The sequence below is a fragment of the Rhodococcus sp. ARC_M12 genome (assembly GCF_022810385.1).
Classification (GTDB): Bacteria; Actinomycetota; Actinomycetes; order Mycobacteriales; family Mycobacteriaceae; genus Rhodococcoides; species Rhodococcoides navarretei.
The window spans coordinates 71,258-87,349 of the sequence record NZ_JALGQI010000022.1 but is presented as its reverse complement, the minus strand read 5'-3'; the positions used below and the strand labels follow the sequence as shown (position 1 = coordinate 87,349).

The window sequence follows — 16,092 nt, the reverse complement described above, 5'->3', positions numbered from 1 at the left end:
CATCAGCTCTCGCACAACGTGCGGTAGGCAACGCCGGGTAGGTACTGGGCCCATTCGGCTTCGGTTACCGAGGATCCACCGGATTCGCACAAGCGAGTGCGGACGTCCTCCGGCTCGGTCCGCCACATGCGGACATCGCGGGCCGTGCCACCACCGAACAACACCTGCCCGTCTGCGGCGAACACCGCCGTGTAGACACGCTGGCCGTACGCGGTGAGGGCTGCATACTGCTCGGGCGCGGCACGATCACCGACATTCCACAGCCAGACCGTCGAACCGCCGTCGCCTGCGGTCAACCGCGTACCGGACCGATCGAAGGCGAGCGACCAGATCGGATTGGACGGCCCGACGAGTCGAACCACATGCTGCGGTCGGGCAGGATCTGCCATGTCCCACAATCGAATCGAGCGATCAGCACTACCCGCGGCGAGAGTTCGCCCATCCGGGGAAATTGCCACGGCCTGGACTGCACTTCCGAACCCGCCGAGCGTGGTGATCGGACGCGGATCGGTGGGGTCGCCGATATCCCACAACTCGACCACACCGCCGACACTGGCGACGGCGAGCACCGACCCATCACGAGACAGCACCATTGCGGAGGGATAGTTTCCTGCCTCGAAGGTCGACAAAGCCCGCGGGGCCGAAGCATCCGCCAGTGACCACAACGACACGTCGTTCGAGTTCTGGCCCGACACGAGGAGCATGGTCCCAGAACTATCGAACGCCACCACCGCAGTCAGACTGCTCGTTGCCGTTCGAATGGTGCCGAGGGCTACCGGATCGTCGAGATCGGTTGTGTCCCACAACTGGAATCCACCGGTCGACGTGCCCGCCGCAGCTCGGGTGCCGTCGGCGGTGAGTGCCACGGCACCTGTCTGCTCGAGACCGTCGCCGATCAGCAGCGGCGGCGACGCCACCGGATTCTCCACATCCGTGACGTCCCAGAGGACCGTGCCGGTGGCGCGGCGACCGGCACCTACCAGCAGGCGGGTGCCCGACGAATCGATGGCGTTCTGAAAGACGGTGTCACCGGCATCGGCGAGGACCGGTCCGGGAACGGGCCAGATCCGGGTGATTCCATCACCGCTCGCAGTCACGATGGACGAGCGATCCGGTGAGAACGCGAGTGAACCGACCGCGATCGGACCGGGAAGCGTCAGTTGCAGCGTTCCCGAGGCCGCATTCCACACCTTCGTCGAGTTGTCCGAACTCGCCGCAGCGATCAGAGCCCCGTCGCGGCTGAACGCAACATCGTTGACGTAGCTGGTGAAGCCCGTCAACGCAGACAGTGGAGTGAGTCGGCCGGCATCGTCGACGGCCCACCGGAGAACCTCACGGCCGGTGGTACCCGCGATCAACGTCGTTCCGTCGGGAGAGAACGCCAACTGTCGCCAGGTGTAGGTCGACCCGTCGGAAGGAACGTCGAGCAGCGGAACGGGCTGCGCTGCAGGAAGAACCGTCAGCTGCGTCGCGTCCCACAACCGCATCGCGCGGCCGGCACCGGCCGTCACCAGGAACCTGCCGTTCGGGCTGAACTCCGTTGCCGAGGGCGAACCGGGTTGCGAGAACTCACCGATCGTGCGGGGCGCGGTGGGTTCTGTGACGTCGAGAAGGGGCAACCTCTCGTCCTGGGTGCCGACGATCAGGAACCGGCCGTCGGGCGAGTACGACAGGCTCCGGACACCGGTGACATCCGTGACAGACAACGTCGTCGGCCTCGTCGGATCCGATACGTCCCACAACTCGACGCCGAAGTACCCGCCCACTGCGAGAACTCGACCACGCGGATCGAACGACAGCACAAGTGAATCCCGCGAACCGATCTCACCGAGCCGGGCGTGGCCGTCGTCGAGAGACCACAGTCGTACGCGCCCGTCGGATCCGGCTGTCGCCACGACGCTTCCGCGCGGATCCACCGCGGTCACGGACTCACCCTCGACTCCGCGCAGGCGTACCGGAGTATGGATCGCCGAAGAATCGAGCAGCGCCGATCGCGCCTCCGATGTTCGTTCGGTCTCGTACGACGCCAGCGCGAAATATGCCGCCAGCCCGGGATCCTGCGTTCGCAATTGCCCTGCCACACCGGCGATCTGGCGTGACACGGCCACCGCCTCCGCATGTTCGGCATCGACCCGTCTGGTGTTCGCGTCCGATCGGGCAACGAATGCCGTCACCGCCAGTGTCACCGCGAGTACGGTCAGAAGCGCGAGTGCGGTGACAAGTGTTTCGAGGGTGCGTCGTCGACGTCGGTCGTTTCGGTTCTGTTCCTCGACTCGATTCGCGCTTGCTTCGAGGAAGAGCTTCTCGACGGCATTGAGATCTCGCCGACGCACCGGTCCGACGGATTCCTGTACCAATGACAGCCTCGACTCCGGGAGCAGCGAGCCCGCGTCACGGTCGTTGTTCTCCCACAGTTCGGCTGCTCGGGTGAGCCGACGGTGTTCGACCAGCCATTGACGATCGTCGTCGAGCCACTCGTGAAGCCGCTGCCATGCCGTGAGCAACGCCTCGTGGGTGACCTGGACTGTCTCTTCGTCGACGGTCAGCAGTCTGCGCGCGGCGAACCTTTCGATGACGACATCGACGTCGGTGACCACGTCGGCATCGTCGTCACCGTGGAACAGCTCGACACGATCGACGCGGCGACGAGTGACCACGTCGTCGTCGAGATTGACCAGACGCATGAAGATGCGGCGTGCTTCGCGCTGCTGTTCGGCAGTCAAGGTGGAGAACACTTCCTCGGCGCTCTGGCCCACCGCTCCGCCGATGCCACCGGTTGCGAGATAGTCCGCGACGGTCAGCGTTCGGCCGCTGGAGACCTGCCACGTGGTCAGCAGTGCATGCGAGAGCAATGGCAGGGCACCCGAGTCGTGGGCGAACTGCGATCCGCGCGGACCCAACTCGCCGACCAACACCTGCACCAGAGCATCGTCGACAGTGACACCCGCCTTCGCGGCAGGCGAGACGATGACCTGCCGCAGCTGTGATTCGGTGAGACGTCCGACGACCACCGGGTTGTCGGACAGCCCGGCCAGCAGAGCATCCTCGGATACGGCGTCCTGGTAGAAATCGGCCCGCAGTCCGACGACGAGGACCGACCCGGACATCGGCAACTCCGATGCCGCACGGAGAAAGTTCTCGCGTTCACTCGCCGACGCGAGCGTCCACAGCTCCTCGGCCTGATCCAGCACGACGACCGAGCCCGGTGCGAACGACGTTGCTCGCGCAGGGAAAGCGCGTATGTCGCCGACGCCGGAGAAAATGTCCGAACCAGCGAACACCGGTGCCAGGCCGGCGCGAAGCAGCGAGGACTTGCCCGAGCCCGAAGCACCGACGACAAAAACGATGCCTCCCCCACCGTCGAGGGCTCCGCGGACGCGCGTGCTCAGACGCTCGATCACATCGTCGCGTCCGAAGAACCACTCCGCATCGGCGGACTCGAACGCTTCCAGGCCCTTGTACGGAGGGTCGCCCTTCACCGGGTCGACCGTGCGCCTGCCCGAGACGGACCGCACCCTCGACACCGCGTCCCACCACCGTGCACGCTCGTCCTCGTTGTCGACACCGCAGGCGATGAGTACCGCAGAGAACATCTCGGCACTGGCTTTGGTGGGGACGTGGTGACCGGAGAACCAGCCACTGATCGTGCCGTGCAGCCCACCGGAGCGCTCGACGATATCGCGGACCGTGGCACCTGACCGGATCCTGATCGCCCGCAGCCCCGCAGCGAATTCGGTGCGGTCCGAGATCGACGAGGGATCCGGGCGATCAGAGGTCATGGGCGAAAACTATAAGGCCGGGAAATCAAGTGCATACGCACTCGAACGCCCTCTGAGCAGCAAGAACGGCAAGTTGATTCGTTTGAATGACGCTTGGATCGAGCGCGAAGCACTACGTATTGACCTTGTATGGACTTCCTCGCAGAGCTGGAACCGCGAGGAAATTCCCCCGACGATGAGCCTGTCGGTGGATTCTCCAAGGGGGTAACTTCTCGTGCTCGAACACACGTTGGCAACGGCGGTACATCATCGGTTCCGGAGGCCGGTACAACCGACATCCGGTGCGTTCCCGACACCTCCCGACCCTCGTCGGCGCAAGCCTGCACTGAGCGCTCGCGAGATCGAGGTCATGCTCGCCTGGTTCGCCTCCGACTCGAAGACGGTCGCAGCTCGATCCGTCTTCATCTCGGTGGGCACGATCAACACGCACATCACCCGCATTCGTCAGAAGTACGCGGCAGTGGGACGCAACGCACCGACGAAGGCTGCCCTCTTCGCACGTGCCCTACAGGACGGTCACACTCAGCTGTCCGACTGGTGACACACCCGTGGCCGTTCCGAATCAGCTCCTCGGTTCCGTATCCCGGACTCCGATCGGGTTCGGGTATCTCGGACCGGGGGCTGATTCGCTCGACTGAAATCCACCGGCACGACGACATCCGACGGCGACAGTTCGTGGACCGATGCGCGGCCGAGGCCAAGGACTGCGGAGTCGAGACCGCCGCGCAGGATGTCGAGGACGTTCTCCACTCCGGCCTGACCGTTCGCGGCGAGACCCCACAGATACGCCCGCCCGATCAGGACGGCCCGCGCACCGAGAGCGAGTGCTTTCGCGACATCACTGCCCCGCCGGATACCGCCGTCGAGGGTGATCTCGACCTGATCGCCCACTGCCTCTGCGATGGCCGGCAACGTCCGGATCGATGCCGGCGAACCGTCGAGGTTGTTGCCCCCGTGATTGGACACCGAGATCGCCGTGACACCGGCATCGACTGCCCGGAGCCCGTCGTCGACCCGCGAAACACCTTTGAGCATGAACGGTCCATCCCACTGCGCGCGTAGCCAGGCGATGTCCTCCCACGACGGCAGCGGGGTGGACATCCACTCCCGATACGCGGCGAAGAACGTCGGGGCGGGCCCACCGGGCGGCGCGAGATTCGGTGCCGTCAGATCCGGGAACGCACCCGACCGCGCCCACTGAGCGAGCCACCGCGGACGGGCGAGTACCTCGGGTGCCAACCGCATCATCGCCCGCGCGTCGAGGCGTTCCGGTATCACCGGACTCCCCCAATCGCGCCCCTCCGAGAACGACCAATCCATCGTCAATATCAGCCCGACCGCGCCCGCCGCACGTGCACGATCGAGCATGTGCGCCAACAACTCCCGCGAACCCACCCAATGCAACTGAAAGAACGTCCGCGGATTCGCCGCGACGACCTCCTCGATGGGCTTGCTCGCGAACAACGACAAACCCATCGGAATCCCCCGTGCCGCTGCCGCCCTCGCCACCGCAACCTCCCCGTCCGGGTGCACAGCCTGCACACCCGTCGGGGAGATCATCACCGGAAACGACAGCGACTGCCCCATCAGTGTCGTCGACAGATTGCGCGCGTCCGACAAACCTGCCACGTGCGGGGCGAATCCGAGTTCACCGAACGCAGCGGTGTTGTCCGAGGCGGTGATTCCCTGTTCTGATCCCGCGACCAACGCCGAATACACGGACTTAGGAAGCCGCTTCTTCGCGCGCCGCTGCGCTTCGGCGACAGTCTCGAACCAGTCGGTCACACACCCAGCCTGCGGTCGAACCCGGCCGGCATCACCACATCCGACGGTGACAGGTCGTGTACCGACGTGTGCCCGAGTCCGAGGACGGCCGAATCGACTCCGCCGCGCAGGATGTCGAGTACGTTCTCCACACCGGCCTGGCCACCGGCCGACAGACCCCACAGGTACGCCCGCCCGATCAACACCGCACGCGCACCGAGTGCGAGTGCTTTCACCACGTCGCTGCCGCGCCGGATTCCGCCGTCGAGGGTGATCTCGACCTGATCACCGACGGCCTCCGCGATCGCCGGCAACGCTCGGATCGGTGCCGGTGTGCCGTCGAGATTGTTGCCACCGTGATTGGACACCGAAATCGCCGTCACTCCTGCGTCGACGGCCTTCTTGGCGTCATCGACCCGCATGACACCCTTGAGCATGAACGGCCCGCCCCACTGCTCCCGCAGCCACGCCACGTCCTCCCAGGTCGGCAACGGAGTACCCATCCACTCGCCGTACGCTCCGAAGAACGTCGGCGCGGGACCGCCGGTCGGTGGCGTGAGGTTGGGGGTCGTCAGGTCGGGGATCTTGCCGGTCTTGGCGAACTCCCACAACCACTTCGGGCGGGTGATGCCCTCCGGTGCGAATTGCACCATTGCCTTGAGATCCATCTTCTCCGGGATCGACGGCGAACCCCAGTCGCGGCCATTGGAGAACGACCAGTCCAATGTCATGATCAGCCCGACCGCACCTGCTGCGCGGGCCCGCTCCATCCGCTGCAGCAGGATCTCGCGCGAGCCCACCCAGTACATTTGGAAGAACGTCTGCGGATTCGCCGCAGCGACCTCCTCGACGGACTTGCTCGCGAACGACGACAAGCCGATCGGAATACCCCGCGCCGCAGCCGCTCTCGCGACAGCGACCTCACCGTCGGGGTGGACCGCCTGCACACCCGTCGGGGAGATCATGACCGGAAACGACAGCGGCTGCCCCATCACCGTCGTCGACAGATCCCGCTTGTCAGACAATCCTGCCACGTGCGGGGCGAAGCCGAGTTCGCCGAACGCGGCCATGTTGTCGTCGATCGTCAACCCACGTTCGGACCCGGCTACCAGGGCCGCGTACACGGATTTCGGTAGACGTTTCTTCGCCCGCCGCTGCGCTTCGGCAACGGTCTCGAACCACGCACTCTTGGCCATTACTGTGCTTCCTGTTCCATTCCTGCGAGCGGGTTCTCGTCGCAGATCTTCGCCGGCGGACGCATCATCAACGTGAGCGGCACCGACTTTCGAGGGGTTTTGCGCTGGCCGGTACGAGAATGATCGACACTGGACTTGGGGATCTCGCCCGCCGCTGCCAATGCCATTTCGCCGTTACCGATGACGCATTCGGGATCCGGGCCATCCATGGGGAGACCGGTGAAGAATTTCGCTGCCATACAGCCACCGCGGCACGAATCGAAGTGGGCACATTTGGTGCAGGCACCCGAGGTCTGCGGGGAGCGCAACTCCTGGAACAACTCCGAGGTCTGCCAGACGGATTGGAACCCTCCCATACCGTCCTTCGCGTCACGGACTATGTTGCCGGCGAGGAAGTTCTCGTGAATGGCGAACGGGCACGCATACACATCACCGATCGGGTCGATCAGGCACACCACCCGCCCCGCGCCACAGAGGTTGAGACCGGGAAGAGCGTCACCGAACGCCGACAGGTGGAAGAACGAATCCCCCGTCAACACACCCTCACCGTTGGCGACGAGCCAGTTGTACAACTCGCGCTGCTGACCGGCTGTCGGGTGCAGATCATCCCAGACATCCGCGCCGCGACCCGAGGGCCGCAACCGGGTGATGCGCAGTGTCGCAGCATATTTGTCGGCCAACGCTTTGAAGTCGTCGAGCTGGCTCACGTTGTGCCGGGTGACGACGACGGAGATCTTCGCGTCCCGGAATCCGGCCTCTTTCAGATTCTCCAGAGCGCGGCACGCCATGTCGAACGAACCCGGTCCGCGGACCGCATCGTTGACCTCCGCGGTCGCGCCATCGATGGAGATCTGCACATCGACGTAGTCCGACGCCGCCAACCGCGCCGCCACCTTCTTGTCGATCTTGACCCCGTTGGTGGAGAACTTCACCCCCACCTGATGCGCCGTCGCGTAGTCGACGAGCTCCCAGAAATCCGACCGCACCGTCGGCTCACCGCCACCGATATTGACGTAGAACACCTGCATCTTCTGCAACTCGTCGATGATCGACTTGCACTGCTCGGTGCTCAGTTCACGCGGATCACGACGACCCGACGAGGACAGGCAATGCACGCACGACAAATTGCAGGCGTACGTCAATTCCCACGTCAGACAGATCGGTGCGTCGAGACCGAGCTCGAACTGATCGACGAGTTTTCCTACCGGAGCGGGTCTTTCGAGAGTGGAAGTCATGTGGGTCGGTCCTGTCCAGAAAGGTGTCGAGGGTCAATGGTCCTTAGCGGGGCGTGATCATCTTCGAGTCGGCCAACGTCGCGAGTGCCTTCACATACGGAGCCGATCCGGACTCGGTGATCCCTGCGGCCGCGATCGCGGTGCGCATATCGGGATGATCGGGAAGAGACTCGATGATCGCCACGATCGTGCGGTTCTTCAGGAAGGAGAGCTTGCGAGTTCCGAAGTGGTAGAGCAGCGCCCCGAACGACTCGGGACGCAGCGCCACCTGCGGATGCAATGCCCACGGCACATCCACATCGAGTGCGCCCTGCACTGCAACAGTCATGATCAGTACACGCCGCACATGCCGTCGATCGACACTTCCTCGACCAACGACTCTTCGACCAGATCGGATTCGACGACGGCGGTATCGACCACAGGGTTCTCGTTGTTCTTCGACATCTGAAACCTCCGAAAGATGTTGGGGACCACAATCGTGATCGACAGTGGCTTGGATCACCACCATAATGGCACTGGGTGCAGAAAAACCAGTAGATCGAAGGGAAATATGGCCAGGAGTGAGAAACCGTCCACTCGGGTAGGTCGGCGCCCGTCCACGACACGGGGCGAACTGAGCGATCTCGGGATCGAACTGTTCGCCTCCCGAGGTTTCGAGGAGACCAGCATCGACGACATAGCCGACGCGGCAGGCATCGCTCGGCGGACGTTCTTCCGTTACTTCCCGTCCAAGAATGCGGTTCCCTGGGGTGACTTCGACGCTCAACTCGCAGCGCTGAGGGGACATCTGAACGGCCTACCCGCAGACATAGAACTCGCCGATGGACTACGTTCGGCCTTGTTGCAGTTCAACACTTTTCCCGAAGAAGAAACCGCGGTTCACCGACAACGGATGTCGTTGATACTGAGCAATCCTGCACTGCAGAGCTATTCGATGGTCATGTACGAGGGTTGGCGAGCCGTCATCGCCGAATACGTTGCCGCACGAACCGCTTCCGATCCGACAGACCACTTTCCGCGAACTGTTGGCTGGATGGTCCTCGGTGTGGCAATCTCGGCATACGAGCAGTGGCTGACCGATGACCGATCGAGTCTGGTCGAGCTACTCACTGCCGGAATCGCACCGTTGCAGTCCGGCTTGACCCCATCGCCTTAGTGCATGAATACAGAAGGCTTTCGAGATGACCGAACTGGATGCGCTCGCACCGAGCCCCCACGACGTGTGGGGTCACGAGAACGTCGTGGTCCGTCGTATACCCGGACTCGAGTTGGACGCAGCCCGAACAGGATCGACCGTGCAGGTCGGCCATGGCTTGACGTCGGCCGAGATCGGTGAGCGCCTCGTTCCGATCGTGACCGCACAGGCCCGTCATGTAGGTCTGTCCCAGCGGGAGTTCGAATCGGTGTTGGTCGGGATCGTCCGCACCACCGTCGCCGATCCGGTCGAGGCCTGGACGACCTACTACCGCAATTCCCTGGACGAACTGCTCTCCGGCTCCGCCGAATTCGCTCCCATCCATGCGCGCGCCGAGGCTTTGATAGCCGGGTCGGTGCTCGACATGGGTTCGTGCTTCGGCTTCTTTCCGCTGCGACTGGCGAAGAAGGGTCACTCGGTGACTGCGACCGACCTCTCCGCCGGCACCATGCGTCTGCTCGCCACCGTTGCCCCGCATCTCGGGATCACGCTCGACACTGTCGTGTGTGATGCTTCCGATGTTCCAGTCGCAGACAACAGTGTCGATACCGTGACCGCACTGCATCTCCTCGAGCACGTCGACGCCGAAACAGGCACGCGCATAATGAAAGAAGCGCTACGGATCGCGCGCACCCGTGTCGTCGTTGCTGTGCCCTTCGAGACCGAGACCACCGCCTGCCACGGACACATTCGCACGTTCGACGATGCTGCGTTGGTCGAGCTCGGTCGATCGTCCGGTACGCAGTTCGAGACGTCGGAGCACCACGGCGGATGGCTCGTGCTCGACAAGAACTCTGCGCCTCAGTTCGCCTGATCGGACGGCGGGCGTTCGCCAGGCCGGAAGGAATCAGCCCGGGTGTTCCGCTCGGCGGGCCTCGCAGACGTCAAATCAACCCTTGCTTACTCGCCGCATATACCGCCTCGGCTCGTCTGGACACCGCGAGCTTGCGCATGATGTTGCTGACGTGGAACTTCACGGTCGTGGCCGAGATGAACAGCCGCGTTCCGATCATGTTGTTGGACAATCCCGTTGCCAGTAGCCGTAGCACTTCGAGCTCGCGCTCGGTGAGGCGCTCGATGCTGCTCGGTGTGCCGTTGAGAGAACGTACAACAGCCGAGGCGCTCCGCGAGTCGAAGGCGCTCTCGCCTCGCGAGACCGCGCGGATCGCGCGTACCAACTCGGTGGTGTCGACGTCCTTGACCACGTACCCGCGCGCTCCCGCATGCACGGCCTCCACCACGAGTCGGTCGTCGAGGAAGGTCGTGAGCACCAGCAGACCGATTCCGTTGTGCGCCTTCGCCAACTGCGCACACAGCGCAAGCCCCTCGTAGTCCGAGCTGGCCGAGAGCTTGAGGTCCATCAGCACGATGTCGGGCTCCACCCGCGCGACGACGGCCAATCCCTCCTCCCGAGTGGACGCCTCCCCCACGATGGTCAGGTCGGACTCGCGTTCGAGTACCGAACGTAGCCCGTCACGAAGAATTGCGTGATCGTCGACGAGCACGATGCGCACCGTCGGTGCCACCACCTGCCCTGTCCCCGTGCGAACAGTTGGAACGCTCACTGTGTTTCGCCCTTCTCGGAATGTTCCTGGAGTGGAATGCGCACCGCTACACGCACTCCCCCGGTTCGGGCTCGGCGGATCTCCAACGCCCCGCCGTGTTCGCGACTGCGGGCCGCCATGTTCGCCAATCCACGGTGCCTGCCGTCGACATCGGTGGATTCGGCCATGTGCAGCATCATGCGCAGATGGGCCGGATCGCCGTCACCGTCGTCGGCGATCGACAGCTGCACCTGATCGGGCGTATAGGTCAATCGCAGAATTGCCCGCGACGCGTGCGCGTGCACCGCTGTGTTGAACAGCGCTTCGCCGGCGATGCGGAGCAATGCGTGCTCGCATTCACTGCTCAACTCGATGGGAGTTCCCTCCACGCGCAACGACACCTGCAGCTCGTCGGGCATGTGGACCACCGAGAGCTGTTCGAGCATTTCGGGAAGCGACGTACGGTCGGCGTCCTGCGGGTGATTCAGCGCGTAGATCGCCGACCGCAGTTGTTCCACAGCTCGACGCGTCAGATCTTTCGCCAGATCCAGCCTGTCACTGCGCTCCTCGGCCGAGATTTCGCTCCGACACACTTCGATCTGCATCCCCGCGGACAACACGGCCTGGGTCACGCTGTCGTGCAGTTCACGAGCGATACGATGTCGTTCGTCGTCGAGCACCTGGTGTCGATGCGCGGCACCCAGTTGCCGCTGCGTCAGCAACAGTTCGGCATTGCGGGCGGCAAGATCGGCTGCTGTTCGATTTGCCTCCGCATACGCGCTCTCGGTGCGTTCGAGCAATTGCCGCCGACTCTGGAACAGAGCCGAATTCTGCAGCGCCACCGCCGTCTGGCTGGCGAGGATGCTCAAGACGGCCGCGTCGGTGGCGTCGAGCACACGCTGATCGCCGGTCCACGCCGCGAATGCGCCCACGACTCTTCCGTCGAATGCGATCGGCACGAAGGCGTGATGAGCAGAGATCACCGGGGTCTGCCCGTCCCCGCAGGTGGACGCCCGAATCGACTCGAGGCAGTCGATGACGTCGTCCGGCAGCGGTGGACCTTCGACATTGTCGACCAGGAACGGAGTCGCATCCGGTCCGAGCACCAACCGTCGGGGCCCGGCATCCGGGAAGGCACCGTCGGCGAGAGCGAACACGACCCAGCGTGCACTCAGATGAGCGCGTGCAGCCTCGGCCACAGCGCACACCAGCGTCTCGGGGCCGTCGACCGTCCGCACCAGCGCCCGCGAAATCAGTTCCAGCGCATAGACGACGCGTTCCAGCCGTTCGGCCGCGCCGCGATACTGGGGATAGAACGTGTTCTTGCCCGAGCGCAGTCCAGTCAGCAGCGACAGATCGGGTCCGGACGTCACAGCGCGCTCCGGAACAGTTCGACCATTTCGCGGTGCGTCGCCGAGCGAGGATTGGTGGACATGCAGGCATCGTGTAAAGCGTTGGTAGCCAACACATCGAGATCGGACTCGCTGACGCCGATCTCGGCCAGACCCGCAGGAACACCCACTTGCCGAGCGAGTCGGTCGACCCTGTCGGCAACGGCCATCGCCGCCTCCTCCGGCCCGGCACGCCCCTCGTCGAGCCCGAGACTGGTCGCTATCGCCACGTACGGCAAGGGATCCTCTGCTGCGTTGAAACGAATGACGTGGGGCAGCAGCACCCCGTTGATCACGCCGTGTGGCAGGTCGAGCAGTCCGCCCACCTGGTGGCTCATCGCGTGCGTTGCACCGAGTATCGCGTTGGTGAAGGCCAGCCCCGCTTCGAGACTGGCCTGGGCCATCGATCCGCGCGCAACCATGTCGGCGGGTTCGTCGATGGTCCGCGCCAATTGCGACATCACCATGGTGATGGCCCGCAGGGCATGGTGGTCGGTGAGCTGGTTGTGTCCGAGCGAGACGAATGCCTCGATTCCGTGCGTCAAGGCATCCAAACCCGTTGCTGCATTCAGCCATTCAGGCATAGTCGTCAGCAACGTCGGATCGATCACGGTGATGTCGGGGACCAGAGCCCGGCCGAGAATGGTGATCTTCGTCGAGCGCGCCGTGTCGGTGACGATGCAGAACTGGGAGACGTCGGCACCGGTACCGGAGGTCGTCGGCACCATGACCAGAGGTGGAATCGGACGCGTAGCCTGGTCGACGCCTTCGTAGTCGAGGATCCTGCCGCCGTTGCCGGCCAGGATCGCAATACCCTTGGCCGCATCCATCACCGATCCCCCGCCGATGGCCACCAGCACATCGCAGCCCAGTTCGGTGTAGGCCGCATATCCGGCTTCGATCTCGACGTCCTTGGGGTTGGGCGTCAGTTCGCTCCACACCTGGGGAAACAAGCCCTGGGCGGTGAGCAGATCGATCAGCTGACCCGCCCAACCGCTGTCGATCAAACCGGCATCGGTGACCACCAGCGGACGCACTCCACCCAATCGAAGCGCCGCATGCGCCACTTCACCCAACGAATCCTGACCGAACACGATCTCCGGGGCATGGAACTTGAGTACGCGGGGTGCCTCCGAGCGGCTGCGTCGATCGTCGAGGTCGTGCAGCGCCTTGCCTACGTTCGCAGTAGCTGCCTGGTCCACGGTTCACACCCTCGCTGTCCATCGGCCCGAGACATCCGGGCATGTGATTCAGGTTACAACCCTACGAGGGCGGTTCGTCGAATCCCACCAGCGCCGGGCCAGGTTCCCACCTACCCGATCGGGTAGGTACCCGATCCGAACGGTTAGGGTCGGCCGCGGCTCACGACAGCGCATGCCCCAGTTCGGCCGCCTGCGCCGTCAGCTGTTCCCCATCCCTCGCCACCACTACTCGGTCACAGATCTGCTCGTAGTCCTCCATCGAGCACGCGGCCTGCGCCCAATAGCGGCGGGCCTCGGGAGTGATCCACGCGATGCGGTGCACCTTGGACCGAATCTTCTCCAAAGCGTCCAGCCCCGACGGGCGGCCGTTGCAGCGGCCGTCGCCGACGATGATCACGGCAGTGCGCTTGTTCAGTACCTCGGCGTGCGAGTCCAGCAGATCGGTGAAGGTCCTGCCGTAATCGCTGCTGGCTTCGAGGTCCAGTCGAGCATCCGCGAGCACGGCAGCCAGTGCGCCGTCGCCGGTGCTACCGAGCAAGGTGGTCGTCACGTCCACCGGCGCGTCCACGAAGCCCATGACGGTGCATCGGTGCGCACGCGAATGCATCGCTTGTGCGAGCCTCAGCGTGAACGCGGTGATGGGCCGCACCGACAGCGAGACGTCCGCAAGCACGAGGAGTCGGACCTTGTCCGGCACGGGTGTCTTCGTGACCAGACGAAACGGAATTCCGTCGGTTCGCAGACTCGACCGCACGGTGCGCCTCATGTCCAACGGCCCTCGCGAGTGCTCGCGTGGCCGCGGTCGCGGAGTACCGCGCATGTGCCGCAGCACTTCGTGACTCGCACGCTCGATCTCGGCGTGGCTGTCGATGGGTCGGCCGACACCCTCGACCGGCATCGGTGCCGACATCGTTCCCGTCAACTCGCCCAGAGCCTGTACGAATGCCTCGACGGCATCGGTGATCCGGTCCAGCATCGCGGTACTCAGCGGACCCGAATCACCGCCGTCGCCGTAGACGCTGCGCGGATCGTACGCATCGAACCACGCCAGGATGCTCGACGGATCCTCCCAATTGAGTTGTCCCGCAACCGCTCCGCTGGTGCTCGACGCCAACTCCCCTGCCGCCGTCGATCCGGACCGCTCGAGGTCGACGGTGTAGGTGACGCCACGCCGTCCCATGTCGCCGTCGGTGTCGATCGACAGGTCGTGGTCCTCGGAGGACAGGCTGATGTCGTCGTCGTCCTTGTGGGGGTTGAAGCCCTTGTCTGCCTCGGGCGCGTCGAGCAGATCCCCGATCTCGACAGCTCGTTCGTTGTACTCGGCGTACTTCGCGGCCTCCTGATCCGCTCCCACGTCCAGGTCCGTCGGAAGTCCGCCCGCGACCTGTGCACCCAACGGCGATCGATGCTCGTCCACAGCACTGTCGATGGGGGCCTCGAACATCGACTCGAAGGCGAGATCGAAACCGTGCTGTTCGTGGTCGTACTTGGCACACGTCGCGCGCAGTGCGGCACGCAGAATCGTGAGGTCACGGCCCCCGAGAAGACCGAGGACGCGTCGTACCTCGATGACCTCGGCCGGCGACGCCGCCACTCCGAAGCGCCTGAGCGTCCGGCCGAAGACCGCTGCCAACACATCGAGCACCACCGATGCCGAGAACGGTTGATTCCCGGTCATCGTCGTATTCCGATGCCGCCCTTGTCGCGTCCACCGTGTCCCCGAAAGGCCGTCGCGGTCGTGTTGACGACCGCTCCGAGTGATGTTGCTGCAGAGGATGTTTCTGCTACCGGCCCGGCCATGGCGATCTTCATGTCCGACGAGTACTTGACCAGCGCGGCAAGCAGATACTTGCGGGTGTCGGCGGTGTGTCCGAGTACCGACGCGATGCGGGCCGCGTCGATCACCTCCGAGATGGACGGGCTCTTGCGCAGCGGTAGCTCTCGCAATTCCGTCGCCAATGCCACGATGTCGGCTGCGATGTGTGCGGGCACCTCGGGAGCACGAGCGGTCACGATCTCGCGTTCTCGCGTCGCAGTCGGGTAATCGAGGTGAAAGTGCAGGCAGCGTCGCTTCAGAGCCGAGGACAGCTCACGAGTGTCGTTGGAGGTCAATATCACCCACGGATCGCTGCGCGCGGTGAACGTGCCGACCTCGGGGATGGTCACCTGCTTCTCGGCGAGTACCTCGAGGAGCAATGCCTCCATCGACTCCTCGGTGCGATCGACTTCGTCGACCAGGAGCACCACCGGCTCTTCCGAGAGCACCGACTCCAGCAAGGGGCGCACGGCGAGGAAGGGTTCGGAGTAGAGGCCGAAGTCCTTGGCCGCGAGCATCGCCGACGCGTCGTCGATGTCGGTGACGTGCTGGGTGAGCGCACCGATGTGTTCACGCAGCATCTGCACGTGCAGAAGCTGTTTGGCGTAGTCCCACTCGTACAGGGCTCGGTTGTCGTCGAGACCCTCGTAGCACTGCAGGCGCACGAGCTTGCGACCGCTCGCCGCAGCAAGGGATTTCGCCAGCTCCGTCTTACCCACGCCTGCCGGGCCTTCGAGCAGAAGCGGGCGATCGAGCGCTGTCGCCAGATGCACCACGGTGGCGAGGTCGTCGTCGGCGATGTAGTCCTGCTCGCCGAGCGCGCGCTGCAGATCGGCGGCGTCGGTGAATCGAACGGTGCCGGTGTCGTCGCTACGCACTGTCGACAGCGAGGTCATGTGTTTCCCTTCGTGGTGCGGCGGAGCCGCAGTGGTGCGGTTATGTGCCGCCCGGGGCACATAACCGCACCACT

14 protein-coding genes are annotated in these 16,092 nt (G+C 64.3%); 3 read left to right on the top strand and 11 right to left on the bottom strand.

The features are described 5' to 3' along the window. Positions 1 to 2: 2 nt before the first annotated feature. Positions 3 to 3,779, bottom strand: a complete 3,777-nt coding sequence (locus MTX35_RS23660) for a WD40 repeat domain-containing protein (RefSeq protein ID WP_243597262.1) — start codon at positions 3,777 to 3,779, stop codon at positions 3 to 5. A gap of 214 nt (positions 3,780 to 3,993) precedes the next feature. On the opposite strand from MTX35_RS23660, the gene MTX35_RS23655 reads away from it, so the two are divergent. Next, positions 3,994 to 4,320 carry a LuxR C-terminal-related transcriptional regulator gene (locus MTX35_RS23655; RefSeq protein ID WP_243597261.1) on the top strand — a complete coding sequence of 109 codons (327 nt, stop codon included), beginning with the start codon at positions 3,994 to 3,996 and terminating at the stop codon, positions 4,318 to 4,320. Here MTX35_RS23655 and mftD (MTX35_RS23650) read toward each other — a convergent pair. Genes mftD (MTX35_RS23650) through mftA form a run of 5 tightly spaced genes read right to left on the bottom strand, consistent with a single transcriptional unit; the run spans position 4,302 to position 8,418 of the window. Then, positions 4,302 to 5,564, bottom strand: a complete 1,263-nt coding sequence (gene mftD / locus MTX35_RS23650; RefSeq protein ID WP_243597260.1) for a pre-mycofactocin synthase MftD — start codon at positions 5,562 to 5,564, stop codon at positions 4,302 to 4,304. The genes MTX35_RS23655 and mftD (MTX35_RS23650) overlap by 19 nt on opposite strands. Continuing rightward, on the bottom strand, positions 5,561 to 6,739 hold the full coding sequence (mftD, locus tag MTX35_RS23645) for a pre-mycofactocin synthase MftD (protein ID WP_243597259.1): 1,179 nt from the start codon (positions 6,737 to 6,739) through the stop codon (positions 5,561 to 5,563). Before mftD (MTX35_RS23645) ends, mftD (MTX35_RS23650) begins: the two co-directional genes overlap by 4 nt. Next, the gene (mftC, locus tag MTX35_RS23640; protein WP_243597258.1) at positions 6,739 to 7,974 is read right to left on the bottom strand and encodes a mycofactocin radical SAM maturase; all 1,236 of its coding nucleotides are present in this window, start codon (positions 7,972 to 7,974) and stop codon (positions 6,739 to 6,741) included. The genes mftD (MTX35_RS23645) and mftC overlap by 1 nt, the downstream gene beginning before the upstream one ends. A gap of 43 nt (positions 7,975 to 8,017) precedes the next feature. Then, positions 8,018 to 8,302, bottom strand: a complete 285-nt coding sequence (mftB, locus tag MTX35_RS23635) for a mycofactocin biosynthesis chaperone MftB (RefSeq protein WP_121870469.1) — start codon at positions 8,300 to 8,302, stop codon at positions 8,018 to 8,020. Between the two features lie 2 nt (positions 8,303 to 8,304). Then, positions 8,305 to 8,418 carry a mycofactocin precursor MftA gene (gene mftA / locus MTX35_RS23630; protein WP_243597257.1) on the bottom strand — a complete coding sequence of 38 codons (114 nt, stop codon included), beginning with the start codon at positions 8,416 to 8,418 and terminating at the stop codon, positions 8,305 to 8,307. Between the two features lie 106 nt (positions 8,419 to 8,524). Here mftA and mftR point away from each other — a divergent pair, with 106 nt between their 5' ends. Together mftR and mftM are read left to right on the top strand one after the other, a co-directional pair. Next, positions 8,525 to 9,130 carry a mycofactocin system transcriptional regulator gene (gene mftR, locus MTX35_RS23625; RefSeq protein WP_243597256.1) on the top strand — a complete coding sequence of 202 codons (606 nt, stop codon included), beginning with the start codon at positions 8,525 to 8,527 and terminating at the stop codon, positions 9,128 to 9,130. Positions 9,131 to 9,155: 25 nt separating this feature from the next. Next, positions 9,156 to 9,983, top strand: a complete 828-nt coding sequence (mftM, locus tag MTX35_RS23620) for a mycofactocin oligosaccharide methyltransferase MftM (protein WP_243597255.1) — start codon at positions 9,156 to 9,158, stop codon at positions 9,981 to 9,983. Between the two features lie 70 nt (positions 9,984 to 10,053). Here the strand turns inward: mftM and MTX35_RS23615 are convergent, their stop codons facing one another. From MTX35_RS23615 to MTX35_RS23595, 5 genes are all read right to left on the bottom strand, one after another. After that, positions 10,054 to 10,734, bottom strand: coding sequence for a response regulator transcription factor (locus tag MTX35_RS23615; RefSeq protein WP_308198163.1), 681 nt, complete (start codon positions 10,732 to 10,734; stop codon positions 10,054 to 10,056). Then, positions 10,731 to 12,086 (bottom strand): histidine kinase, encoded by a 1,356-nt coding sequence (locus MTX35_RS23610; protein ID WP_308198162.1) that lies wholly within the window; start codon positions 12,084 to 12,086, stop codon positions 10,731 to 10,733. The genes MTX35_RS23615 and MTX35_RS23610 overlap by 4 nt, the downstream gene beginning before the upstream one ends. Continuing rightward, positions 12,083 to 13,270 carry an iron-containing alcohol dehydrogenase gene (locus MTX35_RS23605; RefSeq protein WP_243597274.1) on the bottom strand — a complete coding sequence of 396 codons (1,188 nt, stop codon included), beginning with the start codon at positions 13,268 to 13,270 and terminating at the stop codon, positions 12,083 to 12,085. Before MTX35_RS23605 ends, MTX35_RS23610 begins: the two co-directional genes overlap by 4 nt. 196 nt (positions 13,271 to 13,466) lie before the next feature. Further along, a complete protein-coding gene (locus tag MTX35_RS23600) occupies positions 13,467 to 14,984 on the bottom strand; it encodes a VWA domain-containing protein (RefSeq protein WP_243597254.1) in 1,518 nt (505 codons plus the stop codon). After that, positions 14,981 to 16,018 (bottom strand): MoxR family ATPase, encoded by a 1,038-nt coding sequence (locus MTX35_RS23595; protein ID WP_243597253.1) that lies wholly within the window; start codon positions 16,016 to 16,018, stop codon positions 14,981 to 14,983. Before MTX35_RS23595 ends, MTX35_RS23600 begins: the two co-directional genes overlap by 4 nt. Positions 16,019 to 16,092 lie beyond the last annotated feature (74 nt).

Coding starts and splice junctions, on each gene's coding strand:
- MTX35_RS23660 (WP_243597262.1), bottom strand. CDS start 3,779: ATGACCTCTGATCGCCCGGATCCCTCGTCGATCTCGGACCGCACCGAA.
- mftB (WP_121870469.1), bottom strand. CDS start 8,302: ATGACTGTTGCAGTGCAGGGCGCACTCGATGTGGATGTGCCGTGGGCA.
- MTX35_RS23595 (WP_243597253.1), bottom strand. CDS start 16,018: ATGACCTCGCTGTCGACAGTGCGTAGCGACGACACCGGCACCGTTCGA.
- mftD (WP_243597259.1), bottom strand. CDS start 6,739: ATGGCCAAGAGTGCGTGGTTCGAGACCGTTGCCGAAGCGCAGCGGCGG.
- mftR (WP_243597256.1), top strand. CDS start 8,525: ATGGCCAGGAGTGAGAAACCGTCCACTCGGGTAGGTCGGCGCCCGTCC.
- mftM (WP_243597255.1), top strand. CDS start 9,156: ATGACCGAACTGGATGCGCTCGCACCGAGCCCCCACGACGTGTGGGGT.
- MTX35_RS23600 (WP_243597254.1), bottom strand. CDS start 14,984: ATGACCGGGAATCAACCGTTCTCGGCATCGGTGGTGCTCGATGTGTTG.
- mftC (WP_243597258.1), bottom strand. CDS start 7,974: ATGACTTCCACTCTCGAAAGACCCGCTCCGGTAGGAAAACTCGTCGAT.
- mftA (WP_243597257.1), bottom strand. CDS start 8,418: ATGTCGAAGAACAACGAGAACCCTGTGGTCGATACCGCCGTCGTCGAA.